The organism is Mesorhizobium sp. f-mel, assembly GCF_053850215.1.
Genome location: NZ_JBSPTO010000030.1, coordinates 1 through 25,795, shown reverse-complemented (window position 1 = coordinate 25,795; position 25,795 = coordinate 1). Strand labels below are relative to the sequence as shown.

25 protein-coding genes and 1 riboswitch are annotated in these 25,795 nt (G+C 62.8%); of the genes, 10 read left to right on the top strand and 15 right to left on the bottom strand.

Annotated elements, in window-relative coordinates:
* Positions 1-297: 297 nt before the first annotated feature.
* Positions 298-1,737, bottom strand: a complete 1,440-nt coding sequence (locus tag ACWUKX_RS26210) for an FAD-binding oxidoreductase (RefSeq protein WP_456009664.1) — start codon at positions 1,735-1,737, stop codon at positions 298-300.
* A gap of 211 nt (positions 1,738-1,948) precedes the next feature.
* Here ACWUKX_RS26210 and ACWUKX_RS26205 point away from each other — a divergent pair, with 211 nt between their 5' ends.
* Both ACWUKX_RS26205 and ACWUKX_RS26200 read left to right on the top strand, forming a co-directional pair.
* Positions 1,949-2,212 (top strand): hypothetical protein, encoded by a 264-nt coding sequence (locus tag ACWUKX_RS26205; RefSeq protein ID WP_189522409.1) that lies wholly within the window; start codon positions 1,949-1,951, stop codon positions 2,210-2,212.
* A 349-nt stretch (positions 2,213-2,561) separates the two neighbouring features.
* On the top strand, positions 2,562-2,852 hold the full coding sequence (locus ACWUKX_RS26200; protein ID WP_456009663.1) for a hypothetical protein: 291 nt from the start codon (positions 2,562-2,564) through the stop codon (positions 2,850-2,852).
* 63 nt (positions 2,853-2,915) lie between these two features.
* Here the strand turns inward: ACWUKX_RS26200 and ACWUKX_RS26195 are convergent, their stop codons facing one another.
* From ACWUKX_RS26195 to ACWUKX_RS26185, 3 genes are read right to left on the bottom strand one after another with little or no spacing between them, the layout of a single operon-like run.
* Entirely contained in the window at positions 2,916-4,148 is a 1,233-nt protein-coding gene (locus ACWUKX_RS26195) for an NAD(P)/FAD-dependent oxidoreductase (protein WP_456009662.1), read from the bottom strand.
* On the bottom strand, positions 4,145-4,858 hold the full coding sequence (locus tag ACWUKX_RS26190; protein WP_456009661.1) for a methyltransferase domain-containing protein: 714 nt from the start codon (positions 4,856-4,858) through the stop codon (positions 4,145-4,147). Before ACWUKX_RS26190 ends, ACWUKX_RS26195 begins: the two co-directional genes overlap by 4 nt.
* The gene (locus ACWUKX_RS26185; protein WP_456009660.1) at positions 4,855-5,922 is read right to left on the bottom strand and encodes a type III polyketide synthase; all 1,068 of its coding nucleotides are present in this window, start codon (positions 5,920-5,922) and stop codon (positions 4,855-4,857) included. Before ACWUKX_RS26185 ends, ACWUKX_RS26190 begins: the two co-directional genes overlap by 4 nt.
* Positions 5,923-6,779: 857 nt before the next feature.
* On the opposite strand from ACWUKX_RS26185, the gene cueR reads away from it, so the two are divergent.
* The 3 genes from cueR to ACWUKX_RS26170 all read left to right on the top strand — a co-directional run bounded on the left by cueR (position 6,780) and on the right by ACWUKX_RS26170 (position 8,496).
* Positions 6,780-7,178 (top strand): Cu(I)-responsive transcriptional regulator, encoded by a 399-nt coding sequence (cueR, locus tag ACWUKX_RS26180; protein WP_095518800.1) that lies wholly within the window; start codon positions 6,780-6,782, stop codon positions 7,176-7,178.
* Positions 7,175-7,726: a cytochrome c gene (locus ACWUKX_RS26175; protein WP_456009659.1), complete on the top strand. Its 552-nt coding sequence runs from the start codon at positions 7,175-7,177 to the stop codon at positions 7,724-7,726. The genes cueR and ACWUKX_RS26175 overlap by 4 nt, the downstream gene beginning before the upstream one ends.
* A gap of 110 nt (positions 7,727-7,836) precedes the next feature.
* Positions 7,837-8,496: a phytochelatin synthase family protein gene (locus ACWUKX_RS26170; protein WP_456009658.1), complete on the top strand. Its 660-nt coding sequence runs from the start codon at positions 7,837-7,839 to the stop codon at positions 8,494-8,496.
* A 280-nt stretch (positions 8,497-8,776) separates the two neighbouring features.
* Here the strand turns inward: ACWUKX_RS26170 and doeB are convergent, their stop codons facing one another.
* The 10 genes from doeB to ehuR form a co-directional block, all read right to left on the bottom strand.
* Positions 8,777-9,778 carry a N(2)-acetyl-L-2,4-diaminobutanoate deacetylase DoeB gene (gene doeB, locus ACWUKX_RS26165; protein ID WP_456009657.1) on the bottom strand — a complete coding sequence of 334 codons (1,002 nt, stop codon included), beginning with the start codon at positions 9,776-9,778 and terminating at the stop codon, positions 8,777-8,779.
* Between the two features lie 5 nt (positions 9,779-9,783).
* On the bottom strand, positions 9,784-10,962 hold the full coding sequence (gene doeA / locus ACWUKX_RS26160; RefSeq protein WP_456009656.1) for an ectoine hydrolase DoeA: 1,179 nt from the start codon (positions 10,960-10,962) through the stop codon (positions 9,784-9,786).
* Positions 10,963-11,000: 38 nt separating this feature from the next.
* Positions 11,001-11,993, bottom strand: a complete 993-nt coding sequence (gene eutC / locus ACWUKX_RS26155; RefSeq protein WP_456009655.1) for an ectoine utilization protein EutC — start codon at positions 11,991-11,993, stop codon at positions 11,001-11,003.
* Positions 11,990-12,982: a hydroxyectoine utilization dehydratase EutB gene (eutB, locus tag ACWUKX_RS26150; protein ID WP_456009654.1), complete on the bottom strand. Its 993-nt coding sequence runs from the start codon at positions 12,980-12,982 to the stop codon at positions 11,990-11,992. Before eutB ends, eutC begins: the two co-directional genes overlap by 4 nt.
* A 16-nt stretch (positions 12,983-12,998) precedes the next feature.
* Positions 12,999-13,772: an ectoine utilization protein EutA gene (gene eutA, locus ACWUKX_RS26145; protein ID WP_456009653.1), complete on the bottom strand. Its 774-nt coding sequence runs from the start codon at positions 13,770-13,772 to the stop codon at positions 12,999-13,001.
* Positions 13,773-13,778: 6 nt separating this feature from the next.
* Positions 13,779-14,438 carry an ectoine/hydroxyectoine ABC transporter permease subunit EhuD gene (ehuD, locus tag ACWUKX_RS26140; protein WP_029350592.1) on the bottom strand — a complete coding sequence of 220 codons (660 nt, stop codon included), beginning with the start codon at positions 14,436-14,438 and terminating at the stop codon, positions 13,779-13,781.
* Between the two features lie 16 nt (positions 14,439-14,454).
* Positions 14,455-15,114: an ectoine/hydroxyectoine ABC transporter permease subunit EhuC gene (gene ehuC, locus ACWUKX_RS26135; RefSeq protein WP_065006649.1), complete on the bottom strand. Its 660-nt coding sequence runs from the start codon at positions 15,112-15,114 to the stop codon at positions 14,455-14,457.
* A 186-nt stretch (positions 15,115-15,300) separates the two neighbouring features.
* Complete coding sequence (gene ehuB / locus ACWUKX_RS26130) at positions 15,301-16,152, bottom strand: ectoine/hydroxyectoine ABC transporter substrate-binding protein EhuB (RefSeq protein ID WP_029350588.1); 852 nt, start codon at positions 16,150-16,152, stop codon at positions 15,301-15,303.
* A gap of 93 nt (positions 16,153-16,245) precedes the next feature.
* Positions 16,246-17,031 carry an ectoine/hydroxyectoine ABC transporter ATP-binding protein EhuA gene (ehuA, locus tag ACWUKX_RS26125; protein ID WP_065006648.1) on the bottom strand — a complete coding sequence of 262 codons (786 nt, stop codon included), beginning with the start codon at positions 17,029-17,031 and terminating at the stop codon, positions 16,246-16,248.
* Positions 17,032-17,156: 125 nt separating this feature from the next.
* Positions 17,157-18,542 (bottom strand): MocR-like ectoine utilization transcription factor EhuR, encoded by a 1,386-nt coding sequence (gene ehuR, locus ACWUKX_RS26120; RefSeq protein WP_456009652.1) that lies wholly within the window; start codon positions 18,540-18,542, stop codon positions 17,157-17,159.
* Positions 18,543-18,626: 84 nt separating this feature from the next.
* Here ehuR and ACWUKX_RS26115 point away from each other — a divergent pair, with 84 nt between their 5' ends.
* From ACWUKX_RS26115 to ACWUKX_RS26100, 4 genes are all read left to right on the top strand, one after another.
* Positions 18,627-19,118, top strand: coding sequence for an Lrp/AsnC family transcriptional regulator (locus ACWUKX_RS26115; RefSeq protein ID WP_456009651.1), 492 nt, complete (start codon positions 18,627-18,629; stop codon positions 19,116-19,118).
* A 127-nt stretch (positions 19,119-19,245) separates the two neighbouring features.
* On the top strand, positions 19,246-20,739 hold the full coding sequence (locus ACWUKX_RS26110) for an NAD-dependent succinate-semialdehyde dehydrogenase (protein ID WP_456009650.1): 1,494 nt from the start codon (positions 19,246-19,248) through the stop codon (positions 20,737-20,739).
* A gap of 36 nt (positions 20,740-20,775) precedes the next feature.
* Positions 20,776-22,155 carry an aminotransferase gene (locus ACWUKX_RS26105; RefSeq protein ID WP_456009649.1) on the top strand — a complete coding sequence of 460 codons (1,380 nt, stop codon included), beginning with the start codon at positions 20,776-20,778 and terminating at the stop codon, positions 22,153-22,155.
* A gap of 8 nt (positions 22,156-22,163) precedes the next feature.
* On the top strand, positions 22,164-23,273 hold the full coding sequence (locus tag ACWUKX_RS26100; RefSeq protein WP_456009648.1) for an alcohol dehydrogenase family protein: 1,110 nt from the start codon (positions 22,164-22,166) through the stop codon (positions 23,271-23,273).
* Positions 23,274-23,282: 9 nt separating this feature from the next.
* On the opposite strand, the gene ACWUKX_RS26095 is transcribed toward ACWUKX_RS26100, so the two are convergent.
* Complete coding sequence (locus tag ACWUKX_RS26095; protein ID WP_456009647.1) at positions 23,283-23,891, bottom strand: YkoF family thiamine/hydroxymethylpyrimidine-binding protein; 609 nt, start codon at positions 23,889-23,891, stop codon at positions 23,283-23,285.
* A riboswitch (TPP riboswitch) is annotated at positions 23,882-23,993 on the bottom strand. It overlaps the preceding gene by 10 nt.
* Before the next feature lie 327 nt (positions 23,994-24,320).
* Here ACWUKX_RS26095 and ACWUKX_RS26090 point away from each other — a divergent pair.
* The gene (locus tag ACWUKX_RS26090) at positions 24,321-24,689 is read left to right on the top strand and encodes a DUF2934 domain-containing protein (RefSeq protein ID WP_287337697.1); all 369 of its coding nucleotides are present in this window, start codon (positions 24,321-24,323) and stop codon (positions 24,687-24,689) included.
* Positions 24,690-25,795 lie beyond the last annotated feature (1,106 nt).

Below are 25,795 nucleotides of genomic sequence, written 5' to 3'. Positions count from 1 at the left end.
TTCGCGTCTGTTGCCGATTGATTCAAAAGATGGACGAACTTGGTTAACCAATCCCTCTACCGATCGCCGATTGGGCGAAGGTCGATATCAAAAAAGCTCCCTCCACGACTATGAAAATGGTGGAAATGTCCTCCGTATAAGGCTTTGCTGCCCGTTTTTGCCAACCGAGTCAAGAAACCGAAAGGACTAGACCTTGCCTGGGCGGGCGTCAGCTGAGCGTCGCATCACCCGTGATCGTCTGCGCGCAACGAGGCCCGCGTTCTCCGTCGGAGACGCGGGCCTTGTCATTGCATGACGCTATGCGGCGCGCAGGTCTTCCGCCGGGCGCAAATTCTGGTTCATGCGGAACAGGTTCAGCGGGTCATAACGCTGCTTGATCTCTAGAAGTCGCCGATAGTTGCCGCCATAGGCTGCTTCGACCCGGTCGACCTCGTCCTCGGGCATGAAGTTCACATAGGCCGTGCCGGCGGCATAGGGCCTGGTCGCGTCGTAAACACTGCGCGCCCAGTCGATGCAGGCGCGGTCCATTTGCGGTTCGCGCCAGCGGGCGTGGACATTCATGACGAAATGCGCGCTGCGTTGCGGAAACGCCGTTGCATCCGCTGTCACGCGGCCCGCGGCACCGCCGACATGGGCGAAGAATATCTCGCATTCAGGCCCCGGAAGTCCCGGTATCCCGGCCGTGATAACCTCGATCGCGCTGTCGGAGAGCTCGGTGAAGTCGTGGCTCTTCCAGTAGTTTCGGGCGCCGGGCGCCAGCAATGGATCGAATGCCTGCTCCCAGCCGGTGAACGGGTTAGGGCCGACAACATCGGCAATCGGTGTGCCGATGGCGCGAAGCCTTTGCGTCGCTTTCTCGCCCTCCTGAAGGTCGCCGCAATAGCACATGGCCAGGACCAGCACCTCCTTGCCATGCCATTCGGCCGGCAGGAACGGCAGCGGCGGCGCCTGCCGCATGACCACCCAGCAGGTCAGCTCATTGGGCGCTGCTTCGAGCGCCGCTCGGTACTCCCGCAACACGTTTTCGGCATCGGCAAAGGGGTGAACGACAAGCCCCGACAGCACCTGCGGACCGACTTGATGGAGCTTGAACTCGAAAGCCGTGACGACCCCGAAATTACCGCCGCCGCCGCGCAGCGCCCAGAACAGGTCCGGATTTTCGGTCTCGCTGGCGCGCAGCAGCTTGCCGTCGGCGGTAACCACATCGGCGCAGAGAAGATTGTCGATGGTCAGGCCGAATTTCCGCGTGATCCAGCCGAAGCCGCCGCCCAGCGTCAGGCCTGAAATGCCCGTGGTCGAGTTGATCCCGGTCGGCACCGCCAGTTCAAAGGCCTGTGTTTCCGCGTCGACGTCGGCGAGCGTCGCGCCAGGTTCCACCCATGCCCGCCGCGTCGCCGGATCGACCCGCACCGACTTCATCGGCGACAGATCGATCATTAGGCCGCCGTCGCAGACGGCGCTGCCGGCGATGTTGTGGCCGCCGCCGCGAACCGCGACGAGCAGCCTGTTTTCCCTGGCAAAATTCACGGCGGCGATAACGTCGGCGGCACCGGCGCAGCGCACGATCATCCCTGGCCGCCGGTCGATCATGGCATTCCAGATGCTGCGTGCCTCGTCATAGGCGGCGTCGCCTTCCCTCAGCACGGTGCCGCGCAATTGCGCCGAAAGCGCGTCCAGGGCCGCGGCATCGACTGTGGTCTTGCTGCGTTCAAGCGTGGTGAGGCTCATGCTGTTCATGGCTTTCCTCCCGATTGTTTTTGAGCCGTTTTCCCTCCACCCGTTTCCAAGTTTGCCCTTATATTAGAGGTCAAGCAAGTTCCTAGTGGCTTGCCGGGCGGTATTGCGCAACCCGCCTTACGCCGTAAGGCGGTCCGCCGGTTCGGTCGAGGAACTACGCAGCGGTCCGCGGAGTTAGGCATATCAGCAACCAATGCATAGGAGAGCTCTGATGGCACCGCGCAGAAAACCGGACGATCCATCCGAAGGCCCGACAATCGAACAGCAGGACTGGGACGCGATTAAAGGCGGCGAAATTATGCCAGACAGCGTGCCAGGAAACGGCGACATCCGGTACGACCTCGAGAAGGAGGCTGAACTGCCCGAGGAAGACGACGACAATCCGTACCAGGAAAGTGACGAGGCGTTGCCGGACGACGAAGAGGAACGCGCCATCTCGCGCAACCCCTCGAAGCAAGATATCGACGAGCCGTGAACGACAGCATTCAATGGCGCAGCTAGCCGGGCCGTTCCGGGTGCGCTCCAGGCTCCATGAAGGTTCCTGCAGCAACAGAAAAGGCCCCGCGGGGAGGAAGCGCAGGGCCTTTTCCGAATGCCGTGCGAACGGCTTTCCAGTCGCTGTAGAACGACTGTGCTTCCAACCGTGGCTGGCGGATCTTGTTCCATCGAAACCGAAAAAAGATTGCGGCTCGTTCGCTGCTTCGCCAGCATTGCTGCTTGGATGTCATCGGCTCAATCACAATTTCTGTCTGACGGAACAACTCCAAAAAACGCTCGTTGGATAATCATCGCAATCAGCGAGGCAACTCGAATGGAGACCGATCATGAAGAAAATTCTTTCTGCAACCGTACTCAGCATCGCCCTTGCCACTTCGGCGATGGCGCAATCAACCGGCACAGGATCCGGCACCAGCGATCCGGGAGCGGGCACCGGGACAGGCACTGGCACTATGGCTCCCGGCACCGATAACGCAACTCCTGCCGATCCAAACGTAACCGGTTCAACAACCACAGGCACTGACGGCATGGGTGACCGGTGTAAGGATACGGCAGGCGCCGATGCGAATACCGCCAGTGGCACTGCAACTTCGGACATGGAGAATTGCCCCAAGTGACGGAGCTAGCGCTTGTTGAGCACGCTGTAGTGCCTTCGTTTGCGCAGTGCGCCGCACCACTTGTTAGACAAAGCCGGGAACCGGCTTTGTCTTGCCGCTTAATTGCGCGCCCAATGTCAGTGCCTGCGGAAAATTCCGGATAATTGCCGCCATCAAGGTGGCGTTACCGGGGCGAAGGGCAATTCCAGCAATCGCTGCAGCGGCGTAGACCCGCGTCGAAAATAGTTTTTTCCAGGCCGCCTCATAGCGTCTGCCGGCAGCCTCACGCCCTGCCGCGCGGTCTGGCGCGCATGCGAGTTCGCAGGCCAGCAGCCAGCCGGACTGAAGCGCCATCGAGATGCCCTCGGCGACAACGGGATGAGACTCTCCGGCTGCATTGCCGACGCGGAAGATGTCCCGTTCGTAGCAGGAGCGAATTCCCGGCCGGATCGGACCTGCGGCAAGCCACGAACCGTCGGGGTGAGCTGACTCCAGGGCATCCCTGACACCCCGGCACGATTCCATCAGATGACGGGAGACCGCGTCGGCCGCCGACAAATGGCTCTGGTGTTTAGGATGTTTGCGCAACCGTGCGAGCATATCGCGGCGAATGCAGCACGAAATTGACAGCCGGCCATGATCCGCCGAAACCATGCCGCCATAACCGCCAGGAAACACCAGCAGAGGCATCAAATCAGGCGCTAGGGACGACCCGGTGAAATGCGCCTTGAAGCCGAGCAGGTCCGAAGGGCGGTTGGTCTTCCCGAGCTGGCTGGGCAGCGGTCCTGGTTCCCAGGAGCCGTGTGCGGCGACAATCACCGGCGCACGCAACATCGTCGTTTCGTTCCCGGCTTGAATTCGCACCATTTGCATCTCGCCATCCCGATCGATGGCGACGGCGCGGCAAGGCTGAAAGATTTCTACGCCCGCCGATCGCGCCGCCTGCAAAAGCAGACAGTCGAGAATATCCCGGCCGAGCGCCCGGCCGAAGCCAGGGTTGGCAGAAGGTTCATCGTTTGCACGAGGCCCATCTTTTGCACGAGGCATGGGTGCTTCGACACTCGCATCGCCGGAAAAGAAGCCGACGCGGCGGATTTCGGGGCCAGCATTGGCACGCCAGGCATCGCCGATTTCCAGCTGGTCCAGAAGCGCAAGATTGCTTGCCGAGATGTATTCGCCGCAGACCTTGCGGCGCGGGAACACGCTCTTTTCCACAATAGCCACGGCCCATCCGCGCCGGGCCAGCGTCAGCGCGGCGGACGTGCCCGCCGGGCCGGCGCCTATGATGATCGCGTCATGGGTCGACAATCGCGTCATAGGTCATCACCGGCGCTGGCGCCGACAAAAATGTGGGAAAAAAGGCCGGCGCGCCGTTCCTCGACCGGTTTGCCGTTTGCTGCGAGCCAGAGACCGGAAAGCTCGCTGCCGCGAAAGCCGGCACGCACGCTTTGAGCCGCGTCGTTTCGGGTCACGTCATTGGCGCCGATTGCCGGCAGAAGACGCGTCGCGGCCAACGCCAGTTTCGCTCGCAACGGCTCTGTCGCCAGCAGCAGCGGGGCCTTCGGCGCCATCAGCGAAAACAGACGCACGAGCTCGGCATCGTCGAAATGATGCAGAAACAGATTGACGGTGATCGCGTCGAACCGCGTGCCCTCATTCTTTCTCGCCCAGTCGAAGACATCGGCGGTGACGCCTTCGACCGTCCATCCCAGCCTGTCAAAATCACCTTGCAATTGCGCGGTGATGAGGTCGATGCGGTCGAGCATTACCAGTTGGACCCTAGGCCAATGCCCGGCCATGTGCCGCGCTATCGCCAGCATGAAGGAGCCATCGCCGGCGCCGATCTCCAGAATCCGGCGTGGCGGCCTTGGCACAAATTTCCGGAGCAGCGACGCCATGATCCTCGCCTGAAACATCAGGGCGTTGATGCGACGGAGGTCGCGGCGCGCGGCAAGCGCTCGCGGATCGTCGCCCGCAAGTCCGTCGAGGATTTCCGGCTCAAGCTGGCGCTGCTCCAGGCCGCTCATGACACCGTTCGGAAAAGCATGGTTTCGGCCGTCAGCCCGGGTCCGAACGACATGCCGCAGCCGAGTTGGCCTGATGGCGCCTTCAACATCTCTTTCATCACGAACATGACGGTCGCGGACGACATGTTTCCGTACTGGCGCAGCACCTCGCGCGATGGCTCCAGCGCTGTGGGTGCAAGCTTCAGGGCCCTTTCGACGGCGTCGAGAACCGAACGTCCACCCGGGTGCACGGCCCAGAGGTCGATCGCCTCGGTCGGCCGGTCGCCGAGGATGGCATCTTGGTTGCTCCGCAACGCCTCATGGATCGCTGCCGGAACCTGGCCGGAAAGAACCATTTCGAAGCCGTGGTCGCGAATGCTCCAGCTCATCAGATCCCGCCGCTCGTTCGCCACGATACAGTAAAAGCTTTCGAGCTCGATGCCGTGCGGCTCGGCGGTGACGAGCGCAGCCGCGCAGCCGTCGCCCCAGAGGCAGAACGACAGCAGCTGTTCCAGCCCGCTGGATTCCCGCAGATGCATCGTGCAAAGTTCAATATTGACGAGCAGGACCCTCGCCTGCGGGTCGGAGCGGACGATGTGGCGGGCAAGCTTGAGGCCATTGATCGCCGCGTAGCAGCCCATGAACCCGATCATCGTGCGTTCAACGCTTTCCGGTAGGCCGCATCGCGCAACCAGCTCCAGGTCGATGCCCGGCGCTGAAAAACCGGTGCAGGTGGTAACGATAAGATGGGTGATGCGGGAAACGCCGCCACCAAGCTCTAATCCCTCGACGCCTTTTTTCGCCAGAACAGGTGCGGCATCTCCGAACATTGCCATTCTCTCGGCCGTTCCAGGAAAGGCGCCCCGGATGAACCTCCCGGCCAGGTCTGCTGACGGTCCTTCGGGGTCGCTGGCAGGTGCAAAGCAGGAATAGCGGTGCTCGATGCCGGCAAGGTCAGCCATGCGTTTAAAAATTCTTCGGCGATCGGCCGCAAGCATGGAGGCCGCGAAACGCAGATAGAATTGATGAACCTCGTGCTCCGGCACCGCTGTCGCGATCCGGTTGATATACGCTTTGGCCGGCATATTCTGTCTCCTCGGCGCGTGCACGGTATAAATTTGGGGCCACCGCCGGAGGTTGCTTGGTCATCGGCACCAGATGTTGGACATCAGGTTTGAGTGTTGTTCGATGAACGTTTCTGAGAATTGATTTCATCCCGAGGTTCAGCATGTACTGTTGCCGGGCGATGCTGAGGTTCGCCGGTACTAGGAACATAGGCTCCATTTTCGAGGCGTCCACCAGGAGCCCGCGCTTCGGGCCGAGGCCCCATTGCGTCCGGCCCTCACCGGGCACGGCCTTTTTGCTGATCGATGGAACACTAGCGCCCACTAACAGTTGTAGGATGACAGCGAATATCTCCCGGATATTGGCTGCTGGATCGGGGCCGGTTGGCCCGCGCTCTTCCAGAGGCGCGGGCTTCCCCGATGCCTGCCGGCTTGAAGCCCAATTTTGGGAACAATGGCCAGCTGCGTAAGGGTCGCGGTAAAGACAAGGAGAGCTGTCATGAACAATATCATCTGGCTGGTCGGGGCCATCGTTATCGTAATAGCGATACTTAGCTTCCTTGGCCTGCGTTAGGATTCGCCTTTAGCGAAATCCGACGCGTGAGTAGGCAGTTACTTGGGTCGGCTCTGGAACCCACATGGGGTCCGCAGGCCTAGCAGCTATCCGCGCTAACGACCCCGCTCCTTCCGGGCGAAGTTCCCTGCCTGATCGATACCATCCAAGACCCAGTGCTCTCATTTGACGCAGCGTCTCCTGCCTTGAGCGGGTGACGTCTCCGTCCGCTCGAGTTTGCGGCTGCGGCGTGAAAATCACCCTCGGGCGGTTGACCTTCCAGCTGCTGGAAGGTCTATTTTCCTTGCGAACGGAGATTTTCATCATGAACATTGGCATTGCATCCGAGAAATCCGGGCTGCCGTCCAAGACGATACGCTACTACGAGGACATCGGGCTTTTGCGCCCGTCCCGGACAGACAACGGCTATCGCGACTATTCGGTAGCCGACATCCACCGCCTCCGGTTTCTGCAGCGCTCGCGCAGCCTGGGTTTTTCGGTCGACGAATGCCGCCAGTTGCTGTCGCTCTATCAAGACAAGGACCGCGAGAGCGCCGACGTCAAATCTATCGCCGAAGCCAAGCTGGTGGAGATCGACAGGAAGATCGCCGAACTCGTGGGATTGCGCGGCCTGCTGCATCATCTGGTCGAGCACTGTCACGGCGACGAGAGGCCGGACTGCCCGATCATCGACGAATTGGCGGGAGAGGGCGTGGTTCAGTGAAATGGACCGCCGCCGCGGTGATGCTGTCGCTTGCCTGCGCCTCCGCGGTGGTGGCCGCGGCCGGACCTGACCCAATCGTCGCGACGCGCCAGTCCTCGATGAAGGAGATGGCCGCTGCCGCAAAGACGATCGCCGGGATGTTCGATGGCAAGCTGGCCTATGACGCTGTGGCATTCAAGGCGGCGGCCGGGACGATTCGTACCCGCACCGGCCCTGCCCTCATTGCGGAATTTCCCAGCGCGACATTGGGTCCGCCTTCGGGCGCCAGGTTGGAAATCGACCAGGCCCGTTCGGAATTCGAGGCGCTGGCCCGTCACATCGGGACGCTGGCGAGCACACTGGCCGCCAAGGCCGAGCGGGCGCCCGCCAGTATCACCGACGACATGAGGATGGGTTCCGGCCCGGCGATGGGCGGCGGCAGCCTGCTTGGCAAGCGGCCGGCAGCGGCAGAAGCCGATCCTGCCAAGGCTCCCGCCGAGCACCTCCTACATCTTATCCTGCAGGATTGCTCAAGCTGTCATTCGAAGTTCCGGCAGAAGGTCCTGTGATCGCCGAGCGATCCGCGAGATCACCGGATGGCTGATTGGCCGGGTGCGGCGCTGATTGACGTTGCGGTGCCTTTTCTTCATTGTCCTGTTGCTGCCTCCGAGGTTCAGCAATGAAGCGCAGTCTCGCTTTCGGTGTGATTGTCGTCGGCCTGCTGGGCGGCAGCGCACTTTTGATTGCTGGCCAGTCCAGAGTCTCGCAAGATGCAATCCAGTCATCGGTTATCCGCACCCCTGAATTGATTGACAGCGCCTGGAAGCTCCCCGTGGCTGCCACTTTCAATGCCGACGTCACATGGCAATCAAACGGATCAAGGTGCGGCCCGGCAAGTGTCGCAAACACATTCCGCTCCATCGGCGAGGAGGAGACAACCGAAGCCGAAGTCCTCGCCGGAACCGGAAAGTGCTGGACAGGCTTTTGCGTCATCGGGCTCACGCTGGACGAGCTTGCCGAGGTCGCTCGAACGAACACCAGGCGGAAGGTTTCCGTGCTTCGGAATCTGAGCGCTGATGCGTTTCGCGAGCACATGAAGCGGGCCAACGATCCCGGCCGCCGTTACATCGTCAACTTCACCCGTGAGAAGATTTTCGGCGCCGGCGCTGGCCATTTTTCCCCAGTCGGAGGATATCTGGAGGCCGAGGACATGGTCTTCGTCCTCGACGTAAACGAGGACTACAAGCCCTGGCTGATCGAGCGTGAGCGCCTGTTTTCAGCCATAAACACAATCGACAGCGATGGCGACAAAAAGCGCGGCTTGCTGCTTATCGAGTAGCACGGTCGCAAGCAGTTTCGCAGACCGCCAACGAGCGTAGTGCCCCGGCTCGGGCGCCGGGGGTGGGGCAATCTCGCCGTGCTGCAAAAAGGCGGTCAGGGATGCGCGGGTCGAGGCGCTGTTGGGCTTCCTCAAGGAAGTCCGCGGCGGTAGCTATCTCAGCGACGCCGAAGTCGCCGGCATTGCCAAAGCGGAGCTCGAGAAATTTCCGCGCGCCCCTCGACGCCGCGCTATTAAATGAAGCTGCCTTAATCCAAGAGCCGAGCCCCTGCGGCTGCTTTCAATCGACCAGCACGGCGACCACTGCGGTGCAGTCGCCCGCCTTGACCAGCCCGGGGAAATGCCGCGCGGCCAGCATGCCGCCCATTCTTGCCCTGATCTCTTGAGGTGCGGCACCGGTGCGGCCGATGGAGTGGATGCGCGCCAGGACCTGGCCCACTTCGACAGGCTCGCTCAGATCGATCAACGTTTCGATCATCCCATCGTCCTCGGCGAACGAGAAGCAATCGCCCGACGGCATGTCTAGCCAGCGGGTCGGCTGCATCTCGACCGCACCGGCGACAATGCCGCAATGGCGCAGCACATTGAGCACGCCGCGACGAGCGATCCGCACCGTTTCCGCGCGGGAGGTGCCACCGCCGCCAAGCTCCGTGGTGATGAACAGCTTGCCCATCTCTTCGGCGGCAGTGTCGAACATGCCGACCGCATCGATCTCCAGCATCTTCATCGACCACGGCGCCGAGAACGCTTCGACCGCCGCGAACCCCTTCGCCTCCAGCACTTTGTCGGGCCGGATATGGGCGGCACAGAACGGCACGAAGTCGAGCGTCTTGCCGCCGGAATGGAAGTCGAGCGCGATATCGGTGCGCGGCAAAAGTTCGCGCTGGAAGTAATCGGCGATCTTCTCGGTCACCGTGCCGTCGGGCCGGCCGGGAAAGCTGCGGTTCAGATTGCCCTTATCGATCGGCGAGGTGCGGGTGCCGGCACGGAACGCCGGATAGTTCATCGCCGGCACGATGATCACCGTGCCGCTGATGTGCTTCGGATCGAGCATACGGGCGAGATCGTAGAGCGCCAGCGGCCCCTCATATTCGTCGCCATGATTGCCGCCGGTGAGCAATGCGCTCGGCCCGCTGCCGTTGCGGATCACGCAGATCGGGATCATCACCGATCCCCAGGCCGAATCGTCACGGCTGTAAGGCAGCCGCAGGAATCCGTGCTGCACGCCGTCGCGGTCGAAATCGACGGTCGGCGTGATCGGTGAGGGGCGAAGGCTGGACATCGGGCTCAATTCTTCACGACCAGCTTGCGCGGCACATTGGCCAGGCACTCGACCCCTGTCTCGGTGATCAGGATGGATTCGGTGATCTCGAGCCCCATCGTCTCCAGCCACAGGCCGGTCATGAAATGGAAGGTCATGCCCGGCTTCAGCTCGGTGCGGTCGCCGGGGCGCAGGCTCATGGTGCGCTCGCCCCAGTCCGGCGGATAGGAAAGCCCGATCGGATAGCCGGTGCGGTTGTCCTTGACGATGCCGTATTTCTTCAGCACCGCGAAGAAGGCGCTGGCGATGTCCTCGCAGCTGTTGCCAGGCTTCGCCGCGGCAAGCCCGGCCTCCATGCCTTCCAGCGTCGCCTTTTCGGCATCGAGGAATTCCTGCGTGGGTTTACCAAGGAACACAGTCCGGGAAAGCGGACAGTGATAGCGGTTATAGCAGCCGGCAATCTCGAAGAAGGTACCCTCGCCCGACTTCATCGGCCGGTCGTCCCAGGTCAGATGTGGCGCCGACGCATCGGGGCCCGATGGCAGCAGCGGTACGATCGCTGGATAGTCGCCACCGATCCCGTCGACGCCGCGCGTGCCGGCATCATAGATCTCGGCGACCAGATCGCATTTGCGCATGCCGACTTCGATCTTGTCGGCGATACGCTGGTGCATCGCTTCGACGATCCGGGCGGCCTTGCGCATATAGTCGATTTCGGTCGGGCTCTTCACCGCACGCTGCCAATTGACGAGTGCCGTGGCATCGACGAAGCGGGCGTTGGGCAGATGCTTTTGCAGCGAAGCAAAGGCGGCGGCCGAGAACCAGTAATTGTCCATCTCGACGCCGATGCTGAGCTTGCCCCAGCCGCGATCGGCCAGCACCTGCGAGAGAAAATCCATCGGGTGGCGTTCGGTCGACTGCACATAGTGGTCGGCATAGCCGACGATATTGTCGTGCGCGAGATACGCGGTGCGCTTGGCGCCGTTGGCGTCCTGACCGCGCCCGTACCACACCGGTTCGCCCGACGGCGGCACGATGACGGCCTGATGCACATAGAACGACCAGCCGTCATAGCCGGTCAGCCAAGCCATATTGGACGGATCGCTGACAATAAGGAGATCGACACCCTTGGCCTCCATGGCCTTCCGTGTCTTGGCGAGGCGATCCGCATATTCGCCGCGCGAGAATTTGAGATTGGGCTGCATTGTTCTTGGTCCTCGTTTGTTGGGCCTTGCGGCCAGCATCAGCTTTCGAAAATAGTCCCGGCATTCCCCGCCCGCGCACGGTCGCGGGCGAGCGTGGCGATCGCCGTGTCCTGGACGCCGGTGCCGGTCAGGTCGGCGATGGTGATGTCGCTGGCTGAGCGCCGGCCGTGCTTTTCGCCTGCGATGATCTGGCCGAGTTCGGTCACTTCGGCATCGGCCGCCATCACGCCCGCCGCGATGGCATGGTGCAGTTCGCCTAGCAGCCGCGTCTGTTTCGCGCTGTCGGCGACGTAGAGATCGGCCATGCGCAGGATCGCCGGAGCGATCTCGTTCTTGTGCTCGGCGTCCGAGCCCATAGCGGTGATGTGCTGGCCGGCCAAGACGAAGCCGGCTTTGATCAGCGGCTCGGTCGACGGCGTCGTGGTGACGATGATGTCGGCATCGGCGGCCGCATTTGCCGCGTCGGGGTCGGCGCGCACGGCGATGCCTAGTCTTTCGCGCAATGCATCCGCCGCAGCCTCGGCCTTGGCGGCGTCCCTGGCCCAGATGCGGGCCTCGGCGATCGGCCGCACCAGCATAAGCGCCTCGAGCTGCAGTCCAGCCTGGACGCCGGCGCCGAAGATCGCGGCGATCGAGGAGTCCGGCCGCGAAAGGTGTTTAGCCGCGACCGCTCCGGCCGCCGCTGTGCGGATGTCGGTGAGATAACCATTGTCGAGCAGCAGCGCCTCGACCAGCCCGGTTTTTGACGACAGCAGCACCATCATGCCGTTGACGCTGGGCAGGCCGAGCTTCGGATTGTCGAAGAAGCCGGGACTGATCTTGATGGCAAAACCGTCTATCCCAGGCACATAGGCGGTCTTCACGTCGACCTCGCCGCGATGCTCGGGAATGTCGAGCCGCAGGATCGGCGGCATCGCCACTGGCACGGTGGCAAGCGCGCGGAACGCATTCTCGACGCAGGCGACGGCATCGAGATCGAGCTTCACGATCGCGCGCAATTCGGCTTCGGTGAGTATCGTCATTCGGCTCATGCGGCGTTCGCCTCAATTGCTGCGCCGCAAACGACTTTCCTGTGCAATGTCATGTCGATGTTGCGGCCCGACAGAATGAGCACCGTGGGGCCGCTCGCCCTGACTTTGCCGGACAGCACGGCGGCGATGCCGACCGCGCCGGCGCCTTCGACGATCTCGCGCTCCTGTTCATAGGCATGGCGGATGCCGGCGGCGATCTCGCCCTCGTCGAGCAGGATCACGTCGTCGAGCAGGTCGCGGCACATCGAGAAGGTCAGCCGGTTGTCGAGGCCGATGCCACCGCCAAGCGAATCCGCCAGCGTCGGCAGTTCCTCTACCAAAACTGGATGTCCGGCATTGAGGCTCGCCTTCATCGCGGCACCCCGCGCCATCGAAACGCCGATGACCTTCGTGCTCGGACTGACGCCCTTCACGGCCGCGGCGACACCCGCTGCCAGTCCGCCGCCGGACAGCGGCACCAGCACCAAAGCGGCGTCCGCAACCTGCTCGATGATCTCCAGCCCGAGCGTGCCTTGCCCGGCGATGATACCAGGATGGTCGAAGGGCGGCAGCATGACCAGCCCCCCTTCCGCGACCAGCCGGTCGACTTCCTGCTGCGCATCGTCCTGGCTGTTGCCGACGATGCGGATCTCGGCGCCAAGCCGACGGATTTCATCGAGCTTATTCTGCGGCACCCGTCGCGACATGCAGATCGTCGCGCGCATGCCTTCGAGCTTCGCCGCGTGAGCCAGCGCCCGGCCGTGATTGCCGGTCGAGGCGGCGACCACGCCACGCGCCTTCTCCTCGGCGTTCAGCGACGCGATGGCGTTCGAGGCACCGCGCAGCTTGAAGCTGCCGGTGGACTGCCGATGTTCGAGCTTGAGATAAACAGGCGCACCCAAGTGCCCGGAAAGACTCAGAGAAAGCGCGGTCGGCGTGCGTTCGACCTTAGCTGAGATGCGCTCGCGCGCCGCGCGGATATCGGAGAGGGTGACGTCGTTCGCGGTCATGACCTTTGCTCTGCAATCAATTCAAAGGCAGCGTCATCAGACGGCCGAATTCGGCACGCGGCTCGTCGTCCCCGCAAAGCCGCAGACAGTTCCAGGCCGTCGCCTGGTTGCTGGTGACGACCGGACGGCCGATCGCCTCTTCCATGCCGACCACGGCAAGTGCTGCCCGCAGCGCAGTGCAGGAGACGAACAGCGCGTCGGCTTTTTCGTCCATCGCATCGAGCGACAGATCGACCAGCGACGCAGGCGCAATCCGCGCCATCTCGCGGTCGTCCTCGAAGCCGAGACAGGTGAAGCCGGCGATCTCGAAATCATGCGCCGCGAAATAGGCCGCCATCGGCCGGCTGGTTTCGACCGTATAGGGAGTAAGGATGCTGATCGTCCTGGCGCCCAGCGCCTTCAAGCCACGTACGCCTGCCATCGGCGGCGTGACCACCGGCACGCCGGGCTTGGCCGCCTGCACCGCCGCCTCGATCTCGGCATCGCCGATGACCACGGAGGCCGAGGTGCAGGAATAGCAGATCGCGTCGAGCGGCTCATCGGGCAGGATGAGCGCCGCGCCCGCCGTAAGCGACGGCTGCATCTTGCGCAAATTGTCCGGCGTCGTCGGATTGGCGTAGGGAATGCGCGCGACATAAACGCCGATCCGGTCGCTCGCCACCATGCGGCGAAAATCCGGTTCGGTCGTATGGTCGGTCGCAAGGATGATCAACCCGACGCGCTTTTCCAGGGAACGCGCGTCGAGCCCCGGCCGTGTCGGCGTCAGTCTGATCTCGGGCAAGTTTTTCATGAAAGACTACCTCTCGATCTTGCCGTAACGGCGTTCCAGCCAGCGTAGCAGCACGACCGAGAAAAGACTGATGACGAGGAAGAAGGCGCCGACCAAGGTCATCGGCTCGACATAGCGGTAATAGGTGTTGGCGACGCTCTTGGCCTGGTTCATCAGTTCCAGCACGGTGATCGCCGACAGCAGCGGCGTCTCCTTGAACATCGCGATGAAGTAGTTGGCAAGCGCCGGGATCATCGGCGGAATCGCCTGCGGCATGATAATGTGGGTCCAGGTCTGCCTGGCGTTCAGATTGCAGGCCTTGGCGGCTTCCCATTGGCCGCGCGGCACATTCTCGATACCGGCGCGATAGACTTCAGCCGTGTAGGTGCCGTAATGCAGGCCGAGGCCGATGACGCCGGCCACCAGCGGCGGCAGCAGGATACCGATATCGGGCAGCACGTAGAAGATGAAATAGAGCTGCACCAAAAGCGGCGTGCCGCGAATGAATTCGGCGAGGAAGCCGACGGTGCGCGACAAGCCCTTGTTCGGCGAGCGCCGCGCCAGCGCGATGGCCAGCCCCACGATCGCGGCCAGAACCGAGCCGAGCAGCGTCGCCAGGATGGTGATCTTCACACCCTGGATCAGCGTCGGCATGATCTCCCAGACGAAATTCCAATCCCACTCCATTATGAGGCCCGATCCATCATACGCGCACCCCGTCGAGGCCGCGCGCCATCCGGCGTTCCAGCGATCTCACGCCCCAGGAAATGATCAGCGCGAGGACGAAATAGATGATGAGAATGGTGGTGAACGGCACCAGCGTGTTGCCGGTCTGCGAGCGCACCACCTGCGCCTGGAAGGTCAGATCGGCGAGCGAGATCAGCGAAACGACGGCGGTGGCCTTGAGCAATTCGATGGCGTTGTTGCCGAAGGTCGGCAGCATGACCAGCAGCGCCTGCGGCAGGATGACATGGCGCATGCCTTGCCAGCGGCCGAGATTGAGCGCGGTGCAGGCCTCGTACTGTTCGCGGCCGATCGACTGGATGGCGCCGCGCACCACCTCCGCCGCATAGGCGCCGACATTGAGGCCGAGCGCCAGCACGCCCGCCTGCAGCGGCGTCAGCGAAATGCCGATGAAGGGCAGCACGAAATAGGCCCAGAACAGCTGCACGAAGATCGAGGTGCCGCGGAAGAATTCGATATAGGCGGTGGCCAGCGCCCGAATGGCGAAAAAACGCGACAGCCGCCCCAGCCCGGCGAGAAACGCCATGATCAGGGCAAGCACCGACCCCATCAGCGTCAGCTCGATGGTAACAAGCGCTCCCTGCATTATCAGGCCGAAATAGCCGGACCATTGGGTCATTGGGTCGAGAGTTTCCGCGTTGAATGTCTAGCGAGACGTTGGTTCCAGCGTCCTGCTCACGGTTCACGGGGAGAAGATGCCGGCAGGCAGATGAGGGGCGGCGCGAACCAACCAAAGTATGGCGCTGCCCCCATCCGACCCTTCGAGCCACCTTCTCCCCGCGAAAGGGGGGAAGGAAAAGGGCGCCTACTTTGCCGAGCAGAGCTTGTCGCGGCTTGTCGACATCGCTGCCGCTGCCGAGAAGCCGTAAGGCTCGATGATCTTGGCGAATTCACCGGACTCCTTCAGCTTGGCCAACTCGACGTCATAGGCGTCGCGCAGCGCTTCGTCGCCCTTCTTGAAGGCTGCGCCGTCGCAATAGACCGGCGCGCCGACCACCGGAGCGACAACTTCGAGGTTCGGGTCGTTGGCCTTCTTGACCAGATCATTGATCGACAGCACTGGCAGCGAATAGGCGTCGATGCGGCCGTCCTGCAGCATCTTCAGGCCGCTCTGGCCGTCCGGCACGACGATGACGCGGTCACGTGGCACACCAGCGGTGAGCGCCAGCTTCTCCTCGGTGCCGCCGCCCGGCGCCCCGATCGTCGCGGTGGCATCCTTGGCGACATCCTCGTAGCTCTTGAAGCCCTTGGGGTTGCCCTTCTTCACCAGCATCGCCTCGGCGTCGCACAGCACCGGCTCCGAATAGACAACGGCCGCGCAACGCTCCGGCTTCATAAACAGGCCGGCGGTGACGACGTCGAAACGGCCGGCCTGCAGGCCGGGAATCATGGCGCCATATTCCGAGATCGAGGCGACGATGTCGTTGACGCCGAGGCGCTTGAAGATTTCACGCGCCACATCGGGCGCCGCGCCCGAAACCTTGCCGTCGGCCGCAACCGCCGTGTAGGGCGGCTCATTGGCAATGGCGACGCGGGCGAAGCCCTGTGCCTTGAGCTCTTCGAGTTTGCTGTCGTCGGCCGATCCCGCGGTCGAGGCGGCCAGAATTGCGGTTAGTGCAACACCGGCCACGCCGGCCAGAATGCCAAGTTTCTTCATTGTTCCCAACTCCTTGCTTCTCTTCTTGGTTTGGTCGTTCTACGGGACGGCTCGCCGCCCCTTGAGGACGGCTTCGCCGCCTTGGCATGGCGGTCAGACGCGATGTCCGGCCGCGATGATCTTCTTCAGGAAGCCTTGCGTGCGCTCCTGCTTGGGATTGCGGAAAATCTCGTCGGGCTTGCCTTCTTCGACTATCTTCCCGCGGTCGAAAAACAGCACCCGGTCGGCGAAATCATGGGCAAAACCCATTTCATGGGTGACGAGCAGCATGGTCATGTCTGTCTCGGAGCAGAGCCGCCACAACACGTTCAGCACCTCCTCGACCAGTTCCGGATCGAGCGCCGATGTCACCTCGTCAAACAGCATGATCCTGGGCTGCAGCGCCAGCGCCCGGGCGATCGCCACGCGCTGCTTCTGCCCTCCGGAGAGCTGCGCCGGCATCGCTTTCGCCTTGTCGGCCATGCCGACCATGTCGAGCAGTTCCATCGCCCGTTTTTCGGCGGCGGCACGCGGCATGCCCTTGGTCAAGATCGGCGCCAGCGTGACGTTGTCAATGACACTCTTGTGCGGAAACAAGTTGAACAGCTGGAAGACCATGCCGATCTTCTGGCGCATTCTTGCCAGATGCCGTTCGTCGGCGGGCAGCAACTGGCCGTTGCGCTCCATGTGGTAGAGCTGCTCGCCGTCGATCTGGATGTGGCCGCTGTCGATCCTCTCCAGCGTCATCAGGATGCGCAGGATCGTCGTCTTGCCCGAGCCGGATGGGCCGATCAGCGCCAGCTTCTCGCGCGGCATGACCTGCATCGACAGGCCGTCCAACACCTTGAAGGTGCCGAAGCTTTTCGAAATGCCGTCGATCTTGATGATGGGCGCGGACAATGAATTCCCCGTTGCTGGAGAAGCTTGGTGCCTTCAACGATGCGGAACGCGCCAAATCATGTCAATCAGGAAAATAAACTCATGACAATGTTTCTGGCTCCGCACAATTCCGCGGCGATCTTTGCCTAGATCGCCAGCAGGAGATGCTCCGGATCGCCGAGCAGAAGTTTGGTGACAACGCTCAGGCCGGCGCGCAGTTCCTCCTCGGTAGTCGAGCCCAGCGAGATGCGCACTGCCGGCTGCCAGGGCTCCTGGGAAATACGGAAGGATGTGCCTGGCGCGATCGCCACGCCCTGCAAACGGGCCTGCGAGACGAAACTCTCCTCGGCGCGGTCGCCGGGTAGCCGCAGCCACAGATGCAATCCGTCGCGATGGACACGATAGTCGACCCCGGCAAGCACCTGAGCGGCAATCTCCTGCCGCCGCCCCAGTGCCGAACGTTGCCAGCGGACAAGCTCCATCGCAGTGCCGTCGGTCACCCATTTTGTCGCGATCTCCGCCACCAGCGGCGTCGCCATCCAGTTGGAGACGAGATGCCGGTTGGCGACGGCGGCGACATAGCGGTCGGGCGCCGCGAGATAACCAATGCGCAGGCCTGGCACGACGATCTTGGTGAAGGAGGTGACGTAGAGCGTGCGCTCGGGCGCGAAGGCGGCGACCGGCGGCGGACGACCCTCGACCAGCGGGCCGAGCACGTCGTTCTCGATGATGGCGATGTCGTGCCTGCGCGCCACCGCGGCTATTTGCTCGCGCCGCGCGGCGCCCATAAGCGTTGCGGTCGGATTGATCACCGAGGGCTGCACGAATACGGCGCGGATGTCGGAAAGCTGGCACGCCTCGTCGAGCGCCTCCGGGATCAGGCCATTATCGTCGATCGGCAGGCCCTCGAGGTTGAAGCCGAGATAGCGCGCCAGCGGGATCAGCGTATGGTGGCCGATCGCCTCGGTGGCGACGGTCGAACCGGGCGGCGCCACGCTCATCAGTGCCACCGTCATGCCGGCCGTGGCGCCGTTAGTCAGGCTGACATTCTGCGCGGATACATCGAGACCGCACAGCCGCAGCCATTCGACCGCCACCGCGCGGTGGCGCGGGAACACCATGTTCGGCCGGAACGACAGCGCCGAACTCGACGGCAGGTTCTCGGCAAGCCAGCTCAGCGCCTGTTTCAGCCGCTCCAGATGCATCGGCTCGCAAACCGGCTTCAGGATGGAGAGGTCGATGACCTCGCCAAGACGCTCCGGCAGGTATGGCGGCTCGGGCTCGCGGCGCTGCGTCTGCACGAAGCTGCCGCGGCCGATCTCGCCGGAGACCAGGCCCCGGCGGATCAGTTCCTCATAGGCGCGACTGACCGTCTGCACCGAAAGCTTCAATTCGTCGGCCAGCCGGCGATGCGTCGGCAGCCGCGCGCCGTTGGCCAGCCGCCCATCATGGATCGCGCGCGCGAACTGGTCGGCGAGCGATTGATAGGCCGGCCGCCGGATGAGCGCGGGATCTGGACGCCATAATGTCATGACTTATTAGAGATCGAAATCAGTGCAATTGACAATCGAAATAATGCGCCGTCATGGTGTCGGGCAAGAAAAAAGCAGACGCTCATGGCCGCATTGAAACTCGATCAGATCGACCTCAAAATCCTCGACGTGGTCCAGCGCGACGGGCGCATCACTAAGCTGGCGCTCGCCGACAAGGTGGGCCTGTCGCCGACGCCGTGCTGGATGCGGCTGCGCAAGCTGGAAAAGGCCGGCATCGTCTCCGGCTATCACGCCAAGGTTGCGATGCGCGCCGTCGCGCCGGTCGCCACCGTACTGATGGAGGTGACGCTGGCCAGCCACCGCCAGGCCGATTTCGACCGTTTCGAGCGCGTCATCCGCGACGTCCCCGAAATCGTCGCCTGCTGGTCGGTGGGCGGCGGCGTCGACTATCTGCTGAAAGTGATGGCGCGCGACATCGACGCCTATCAGCGGCTGGTCGACGCGCTGCTCGAACGCGAGATCGGCATCGACCGCTATTTCACCTACATCGTCACCAAGACGGTGAAGGAGGAAATGGCCTTGCCGGTGGCCGATCTGTTGCCGGCGTCGTCGTAACGCTAGAGAGATCGGCTGCCGGGGCGATGCAATAGAGACAATCTCTCTACGCGCGGGCGCCGAAACAGCCTCTTTGTCCGGGCCGCGCGAATAGTCTTCCCGTCACTTCGAACCGGGAGTCTTCGAAATGTCCGCGCATTTTGCCCGACCAGAACGCCATGAAGCGCTTGACCGCCTCGCCGACCGCCGGCTGCTGCGCGAACTCGCCTATGTCGACGGCCACTGGACTGCGAGTGAAGCCGCCGAGAGCTTCGAGGTGATCGATCCTGCCACAGGCACCACCGTTGCCTGGGTTGCCGCGCTCGATAGCAGGCAGACGAGCAAGGCGATCGACGCGGCCTCCCGCGCCTTTCCCGCCTGGCGCGCGGCTCTCCCACAGGAACGCGCGAGAATTCTGCGAAAATGGTTCGACCTGATCATCGCTGCCAAGGATGATCTGGCGCTGTTGATGACGCTCGAACAGGGCAAGCCGCTTAGGGAAGCGCTTGGCGAGATCGACTACGCCGCCTCCTTCGTCGAGTGGTATGCCGAGGAGGCAAAACGCCTCAACGCCGAAAGCGTCACCAGCCACTTGCCAAACGCCGAGATGATGGTGCGGCGCGAGCCGCTCGGCGTCGTCGGCGTTGTCACCCCGTGGAATTTTCCCGCGGCCATGCTGACCCGCAAGGCGGCGGCCGCCCTTGCCGCCGGCTGCACCATCGTCGCGCACCCTTCGTCGGAAACGCCGCTGTCGGCACTGGCGCTGGCCGAGCTCGGCGAACGCGCCGGCCTGCCGGCAGGCGTCTTCAACATTCTCACCGGCAAGGCTTCGACCATCGTTGGGCGGATGTGCGAAGACGCTCGCGTCCGGGCCATGAGCTTCACCGGCTCGACCGAGATCGGCAGGCTGATCGCCGCGCAAAGTGCGCCGACGATGAAGCGGCTGGTAATGGAGCTTGGCGGCCACGCGCCGCTGATCGTCTTCGCCGACGCCGATCTCGACAAGGCTGTGACCATAGCCGTCGATGCCAAATTCGCCACTTCCGGCCAGGATTGCCTCGCCGCCAACCGCATCTATGTCCAGCGCCCGATCTACGATCGTTTCTGCGCCGCCTTCGCCAGCCGCATCGAGACGCTGCGGACCGGCAATGGCCTGGCTGATGACACCGACATCGGGCCCTTGATGCATGAGCGCGGGGTCAAGAAGGTCGAGGAGCAGGTCGCCGATGCGCTCGCCCATGGCGCACGCTGCCTCACCGGCGGCAAACGCGATTCTGCAGGACCGCTGTTCTACCGCCCGACCCTGCTCGCCGATGTCACCGACCACGCGCTGATCATGCGCGAGGAAACTTTTGGTCCGGTCGCCGCCGTGACGCCTTTCGATAGCGAAGACGAAGCCGTCGCCCGCGCCAACGCCACCGAATACGGGCTTGTCGCCTATGTCGTCACCGAGAACGGCGGCCGCCAATTGCGCATGGGCCGCGCGCTCGACTACGGTATGGTTGCCATCAACCGCGTGAAGATCACCGGCGCGCCGATCCCCTTCGGCGGCGTCAAACAGTCCGGCATCGGCCGCGAGGGCTCGCGCCACGGGCTCGAAGCCTTTACCGATCTCAAATATCTCTGCCTGGACGTGGCCTAGAACCGCGCCCGACACTTTTTCTCAGGAGTAAAAAAGATGCTCGACCAGTCCAACGAACTCGCCGCCTGGGACCGCGACCACTTCTTCCATCCCTCGACCCATATGGGCACGCACGCGCGCGGCGAGAGCCCGACCCGCGTGATCGCCGGCGGCGAAGGCGTCACCATCTGGGACAACAATGGCCGCAAGAGCATCGATGCCTTCGCCGGACTCTATTGCGTCAATGTCGGCTATGGCCGCCAGAAGATTGCCGACGCCATCGCCGCGCAAGCCAAGAACCTCGCCTATTACCACGCCTATGTCGGCCACGGCACCGAGGCGTCGATCACGCTGTCCAAGATGATCATCGACCGCGCCCCGCAAGGCATGTCGAGGGTCTATTTCGGCCTCTCCGGTTCCGACGCCAACGAAACCAACATCAAGCTGATCTGGTACTACAACAACGTGCTCGGCCGGCCGGAGAAGAAGAAGATCATCTCGCGCTGGCGCGGCTATCACGGTTCCGGCGTCATGACCGGATCGCTGACTGGGCTCGACCTATTCCACAACGCTTTCGACCTGCCGCGTGCGCCGATCCTGCACACCGAGGCGCCCTACTATTTCCGCCGTGCCGACCGCTCGCTGAGCGAGGAGCAGTTTTCCCAACACTGCGCCGACAAGCTCGAAGAGATGATCCTGGCTGAAGGCCCGGACACGGTTGCCGCCTTCATCGGCGAGCCGATCCTCGGCACCGGCGGCATCGTGCCGCCGCCCGCCCTCTATTGGGAAAAGATCCAGGCGGTTCTGAAGAAGTACGATGTGCTGCTGGTCGCCGACGAAGTGGTCACCGGCTTCGGCCGGCTGGGAACCATGTTCGGTTCCGACCATTACGGCATCAAGCCCGACCTGATCACCATCGCCAAGGGCCTGACCTCGGCCTATGCACCGCTGTCTGGCGTCATCGTCTCGGACAAGGTCTGGCAGGTGCTGGTGCAGGGTTCCGACAAGCTCGGCTCGCTCGGCCACGGCTGGACCTATTCGGCGCATCCGATCTGCGTTGCCGCCGGTGTCGCCAACCTGGAACTGATAGACGAGATGGACCTTGTGACCAATGCCGGCGAGACCGGCGCCTATTTCCGTGCCGAACTGGCGAAAGCCGTCGGCGGCCACAAAAACGTCGGCGAGGTGCGCGGTGACGGCATGCTGGCGGCAATCGAGTTCGTCGCCGACAGAAATGATCGCGTGTTCTTCGATGCATCGCAAAAGATCGGGCCGCAGGTCGCAACCGCCCTCGCCGCAAGCGGTGTCATCGGCCGCGCCATGCCGCAGGGCGACATTCTCGGCTTTGCGCCGCCGCTCTGCCTCACCCGCGAAGAGGCCGACATCATCGTCTCGAAGACGGCCGATGCGGTGAAAAGCGTGTTTGCAAACATCTGAAGATCGACATGAATGCCATGACCAAATCCCTCCCCGCCACCATGGCCGCCGTGCAGCTGACCGGTCACGGCGGGCCGGAAAAGCTCGTCTACCGCACCGACGTGAAAGTGCCCTCGCCCGCCCCAGGTGAAGTGCTGGTCAAGGTCACCGCTTGCGGCATGAACAACACCGATGTCTGGGTGCGTCAGGGCGCCTATGGCACGGAAGAAGATGCTGCCGCGGTATCGACTTGGCGCCGCCAAGGCAACACGCTGACTTTCCCGCGCATCCAGGGCACAGACACGGTCGGCCACATCGTCGCCGTCGGCGATGGCGTCTCGCCGGACCGTATCGGCGAGCGGGTGATGGTCGATTTCTCGATCTACAACCGCGACGACGATTCCCTCGCCGACATCGACTATATGGGCCACGGCCGTGACGGCGGCTATGCCGAATACCAGGCTGTGCCAGCCGAGAACGCCCATGTCGTCGATACCGAAATGACCGATGTCGAACTTGCCACCTTCTGCTGCGCCTATCTCACAGGCGAACAGATGCTGGAACGTGCCGCACTAAGAGCTGGCGAGCGTGTGCTGGTCACTGGCGCTTCTGGCGGCGTCGGCTCCGGCATCGTGCAGCTGGCGCGGGCGCGCGGCGCCATCCCCTATGCCGTCGTCGGCAAGGGCAAGGAACAGGCGGTGCTCGACATCGGGGCCGAAGCGGTGATCACTCGTGGCATCGCCGACCTGCCCGCCGCCGTGAACGCAGCGACCGAGGGCCGGCCGATCGACGTGGTTGCTGACCTGGTCGGCGGCGCCATGTTCAACGACCTCTTGCGCATCCTCAGGCCCGAAGGTCGCTACACGACGGCCGGCGCGATTGCCGGCCCGGTCGTACAGCTCGATCTGCGCACTATGTATCTCAAGCAGTTGCAGCTGCACGGTTCCAGTCAGGGCACGCGACACGATTTCCGCCGTATCGTCCGCTACATCGAGGACAAGAAGATCCGACCGCTGGTCGGCGGCGTCTACAAGCTCTCCGATTTCCACCGCGCCCAGGCGGATTTCATTGCCAAGGATTTCGTCGGCAAGCTGGTGGTCGTTCCGGATGCCGTCTCGGATCTCGCTGCAACCCGTTGACAGCCAAGGCTAACGAGGGCTCGGGCTGTTCGCCGACACGGTAAAGTCGAGCGCGACATGGCCTTGCGGCGCGCCGAAGCGAAGGAAAGCTTCCGACAGCGTCGCGAACACCGGTCCAGCGTCGCCCCTCAGCTTCGTGCAGAAATTCTTCGACCTGTCGAAGACCCCCGAGGCCTTGAGGAAGTCGATGCAGCCGTAGATCTCGTCCATGTGGTGGCCCTCGCCGAGCGGATAGAGCGAGAACTGCGCGGCGACCTCTTGTCCGAGTTTTTTCGCACCGTCGACATGCGCCCGCGCCGCGCCGATGCGCTCGGCCAGGGACAGCTCGTGGCTGCTGCCGGAAATCGGTGTGCAGATCGGATCGTCAGGCTCGCCAGGGCAGCCACGCGACACCGTCGCCGACAACACGCAATGCACACCACTTGCCGCCGCCGAGGCGAACAGATCGCGCATGGCCGGGAAAAGCTGTTCGGGCGGGCCGACCATCAGCGTCGAAATGTCGTCGGTTTCGATGCGGAAATTCGGCCGATAAGGATCCATCGCCGAAAGTGCCCTAAGGATGACGCCGACGAAATCATCGCACATCGGATACAGGGAAATCTGTGCACCTGAAAACATAGTCGCCTCGCTCCGCTGGCATTACCCAGATCAGCTTGAGGGACCGAAGGCTTGCACCTTCCATCTCAGCCCCGGCAATACGGAGCGCCCCTGTCGATATGGGCGACGTAGCAGCTGCGCGAACGATGTTCAAGCAATGGCCAGCTCTAATTTAGTCTGGCATCGTGCTGCAGGAGCCGAACTTTCTCCTCAAACCCGTTTCCATACGGAAAACAATGCTGCACCCTTCAGCGCGATGGACGACTTGCTCTCGAGCACCGCACTAGGATTTGCTCCGGGCCACCTAAAGCATCGCAGCATCGCAACGCCGCAGGCATGGTCTTCCGGAAGCCAGCCTTCCGGGTCCCCTCTTTGTCTGAAATCGGCGTGCAGGATGGGATCGTTCCGACGCTCCTTCGCGTTGGGTGAAACCCACAAGGAGGAACGACCATGTCAGACGACAAACACGAACGCATTCGGCGCCGCGCATATGAGATCTGGGAACGAGAAGGCCAGACGCACGGTCTGCACGAGCGCCATTGGAATCAGGCGACCGTCGAAATCGAGAACGAAGACCGCTCGCTTGGTGCTCGCCCGCCGGCAATATCTGGTGCCGATGTGCCAGCTCCCACGCAGACCCAAAGCCGAGTGAAGAAAGGCAACCGCGCCGCTGGTCAATCGGATGTTGAGGCAGCGGAAGCGCTGGCGATGAGAACAGGCATCACCGGCGACCAAGCTCAAGACCTCATCGACCGCCTCGGTGACGATCCGCTGGCACTCGATGAGGCGGCGCGGAGCCTTAGAGCAACCGAAAGGTAACCGCCGGCTGTCCAGGCAGCCCATCGCTGTACTCGACACACCGCCGCAGATTTTCAATCTCCGCCCCCAAGCGGACCGCCGCACCGGCCGAACAAATGAAGCCCGCGCCTCTGGCGGAGAGAGCGGGCCGATCGGATCGCGGTCCTGTTTCATGACCTTGGACTGAGATCGCGGTTTCGCCTTCGACGCTCGATGATGCGTCCGTTTCGACGAGCAGCGTCGGCTGCGATCAGCGCCGGGAATGTTCCAGCCTCACGACGAGCGGGCCCAGTCCTGATGAGTTCCGTCACCGTCGCCGAGCGCTACGTTCCCCACACGAAGTCGAGGTCTGCCCGCATCGCGTGTGGGTAGAAAGCAGTGCATCAGCCTGGTTCGATTATCGCTCCCTCCACAAAACCAGTGAGGAAGGTTTTGACCCGTCGATCAGCATGGCCAGCCATCCACGTCATCGCCGCTGGTCCAACCCACAGCGACCGGTCGGGCGCACTTGGGTTTGCTGACCTGGATGGTCCGGCCGGTGCGTCCGGCCGTCGCGGATTGCGCCACTGAACGACCGAGTTCCGGTAGGTTCTCTTGATTGCACGGCACAGGAACTTGTACCTGCGTTCGACGTTGGCCGCGGCGTTAGCTTCTAGGTCCCGTCGAGATCGCGAAACTGCCCTCCACTATGACTGTTTCGGTCATCTTGCATCGCAGGAATTGAATCGTGGAATTCTCATCACGGCAATACCAATCGTTCTGTGCCTGAATGAACTCCGCTGAAAGCCGTGGCAGGTCCTCGGGAGACCAGATCATGCAGTAGCTGCCGATAGCAGAAATGTCTCGAGTGGTTGGGGGCGTGACCTTCTTCCACCGCGGGCCATCGACGAGCAGGATAGCCGGATCGCGCAAAAGTTCGGTTACCAGAGCAGCCTCGTCATCAGTATACATAATGAAACGAAGTTGGCTTCTCATTGTTCGACCCAATCGAGCAAGATGTCCGGTCGCGAAGACTTTCACGACCACATCCGTTTTGGAACACGGAAACAGGTCTTTAGCACTAGAGCGCTTCGCCTTTTGACTGAATCTGGATTCCCAAGTTTGCGCAAATCAGATTCGATGTCCTG

What these genes read in the sequence shown, in the direction of transcription:
- ACWUKX_RS26210 (WP_456009664.1), bottom strand. Translation starts at nt 1,737, where the DNA reads ATGAACAGCATGAGCCTCACCACGCTTGAACGCAGCAAGACCACAGTC.
- ACWUKX_RS26205 (WP_189522409.1), top strand. Translation starts at nt 1,949, where the DNA reads ATGGCACCGCGCAGAAAACCGGACGATCCATCCGAAGGCCCGACAATC.
- ACWUKX_RS26200 (WP_456009663.1), top strand. Translation starts at nt 2,562, where the DNA reads ATGAAGAAAATTCTTTCTGCAACCGTACTCAGCATCGCCCTTGCCACT.
- ACWUKX_RS26195 (WP_456009662.1), bottom strand. Translation starts at nt 4,148, where the DNA reads ATGACGCGATTGTCGACCCATGACGCGATCATCATAGGCGCCGGCCCG.
- ACWUKX_RS26190 (WP_456009661.1), bottom strand. Translation starts at nt 4,858, where the DNA reads ATGAGCGGCCTGGAGCAGCGCCAGCTTGAGCCGGAAATCCTCGACGGA.
- ACWUKX_RS26185 (WP_456009660.1), bottom strand. Translation starts at nt 5,922, where the DNA reads ATGCCGGCCAAAGCGTATATCAACCGGATCGCGACAGCGGTGCCGGAG.
- cueR (WP_095518800.1), top strand. Translation starts at nt 6,780, where the DNA reads ATGAACATTGGCATTGCATCCGAGAAATCCGGGCTGCCGTCCAAGACG.
- ACWUKX_RS26170 (WP_456009658.1), top strand. Translation starts at nt 7,837, where the DNA reads ATGAAGCGCAGTCTCGCTTTCGGTGTGATTGTCGTCGGCCTGCTGGGC.
- doeB (WP_456009657.1), bottom strand. Translation starts at nt 9,778, where the DNA reads ATGTCCAGCCTTCGCCCCTCACCGATCACGCCGACCGTCGATTTCGAC.
- doeA (WP_456009656.1), bottom strand. Translation starts at nt 10,962, where the DNA reads ATGCAGCCCAATCTCAAATTCTCGCGCGGCGAATATGCGGATCGCCTC.
- eutC (WP_456009655.1), bottom strand. Translation starts at nt 11,993, where the DNA reads ATGAGCCGAATGACGATACTCACCGAAGCCGAATTGCGCGCGATCGTG.
- eutB (WP_456009654.1), bottom strand. Translation starts at nt 12,982, where the DNA reads ATGACCGCGAACGACGTCACCCTCTCCGATATCCGCGCGGCGCGCGAG.
- eutA (WP_456009653.1), bottom strand. Translation starts at nt 13,772, where the DNA reads ATGAAAAACTTGCCCGAGATCAGACTGACGCCGACACGGCCGGGGCTC.
- ehuD (WP_029350592.1), bottom strand. Translation starts at nt 14,438, where the DNA reads ATGGAGTGGGATTGGAATTTCGTCTGGGAGATCATGCCGACGCTGATC.
- ehuC (WP_065006649.1), bottom strand. Translation starts at nt 15,114, where the DNA reads ATGACCCAATGGTCCGGCTATTTCGGCCTGATAATGCAGGGAGCGCTT.
- ehuB (WP_029350588.1), bottom strand. Translation starts at nt 16,152, where the DNA reads ATGAAGAAACTTGGCATTCTGGCCGGCGTGGCCGGTGTTGCACTAACC.
- ehuR (WP_456009652.1), bottom strand. Translation starts at nt 18,542, where the DNA reads ATGACATTATGGCGTCCAGATCCCGCGCTCATCCGGCGGCCGGCCTAT.
- ACWUKX_RS26115 (WP_456009651.1), top strand. Translation starts at nt 18,627, where the DNA reads ATGGCCGCATTGAAACTCGATCAGATCGACCTCAAAATCCTCGACGTG.
- ACWUKX_RS26110 (WP_456009650.1), top strand. Translation starts at nt 19,246, where the DNA reads ATGTCCGCGCATTTTGCCCGACCAGAACGCCATGAAGCGCTTGACCGC.
- ACWUKX_RS26105 (WP_456009649.1), top strand. Translation starts at nt 20,776, where the DNA reads ATGCTCGACCAGTCCAACGAACTCGCCGCCTGGGACCGCGACCACTTC.
- ACWUKX_RS26100 (WP_456009648.1), top strand. Translation starts at nt 22,164, where the DNA reads ATGAATGCCATGACCAAATCCCTCCCCGCCACCATGGCCGCCGTGCAG.
- ACWUKX_RS26095 (WP_456009647.1), bottom strand. Translation starts at nt 23,891, where the DNA reads ATGTTTTCAGGTGCACAGATTTCCCTGTATCCGATGTGCGATGATTTC.
- ACWUKX_RS26090 (WP_287337697.1), top strand. Translation starts at nt 24,321, where the DNA reads ATGTCAGACGACAAACACGAACGCATTCGGCGCCGCGCATATGAGATC.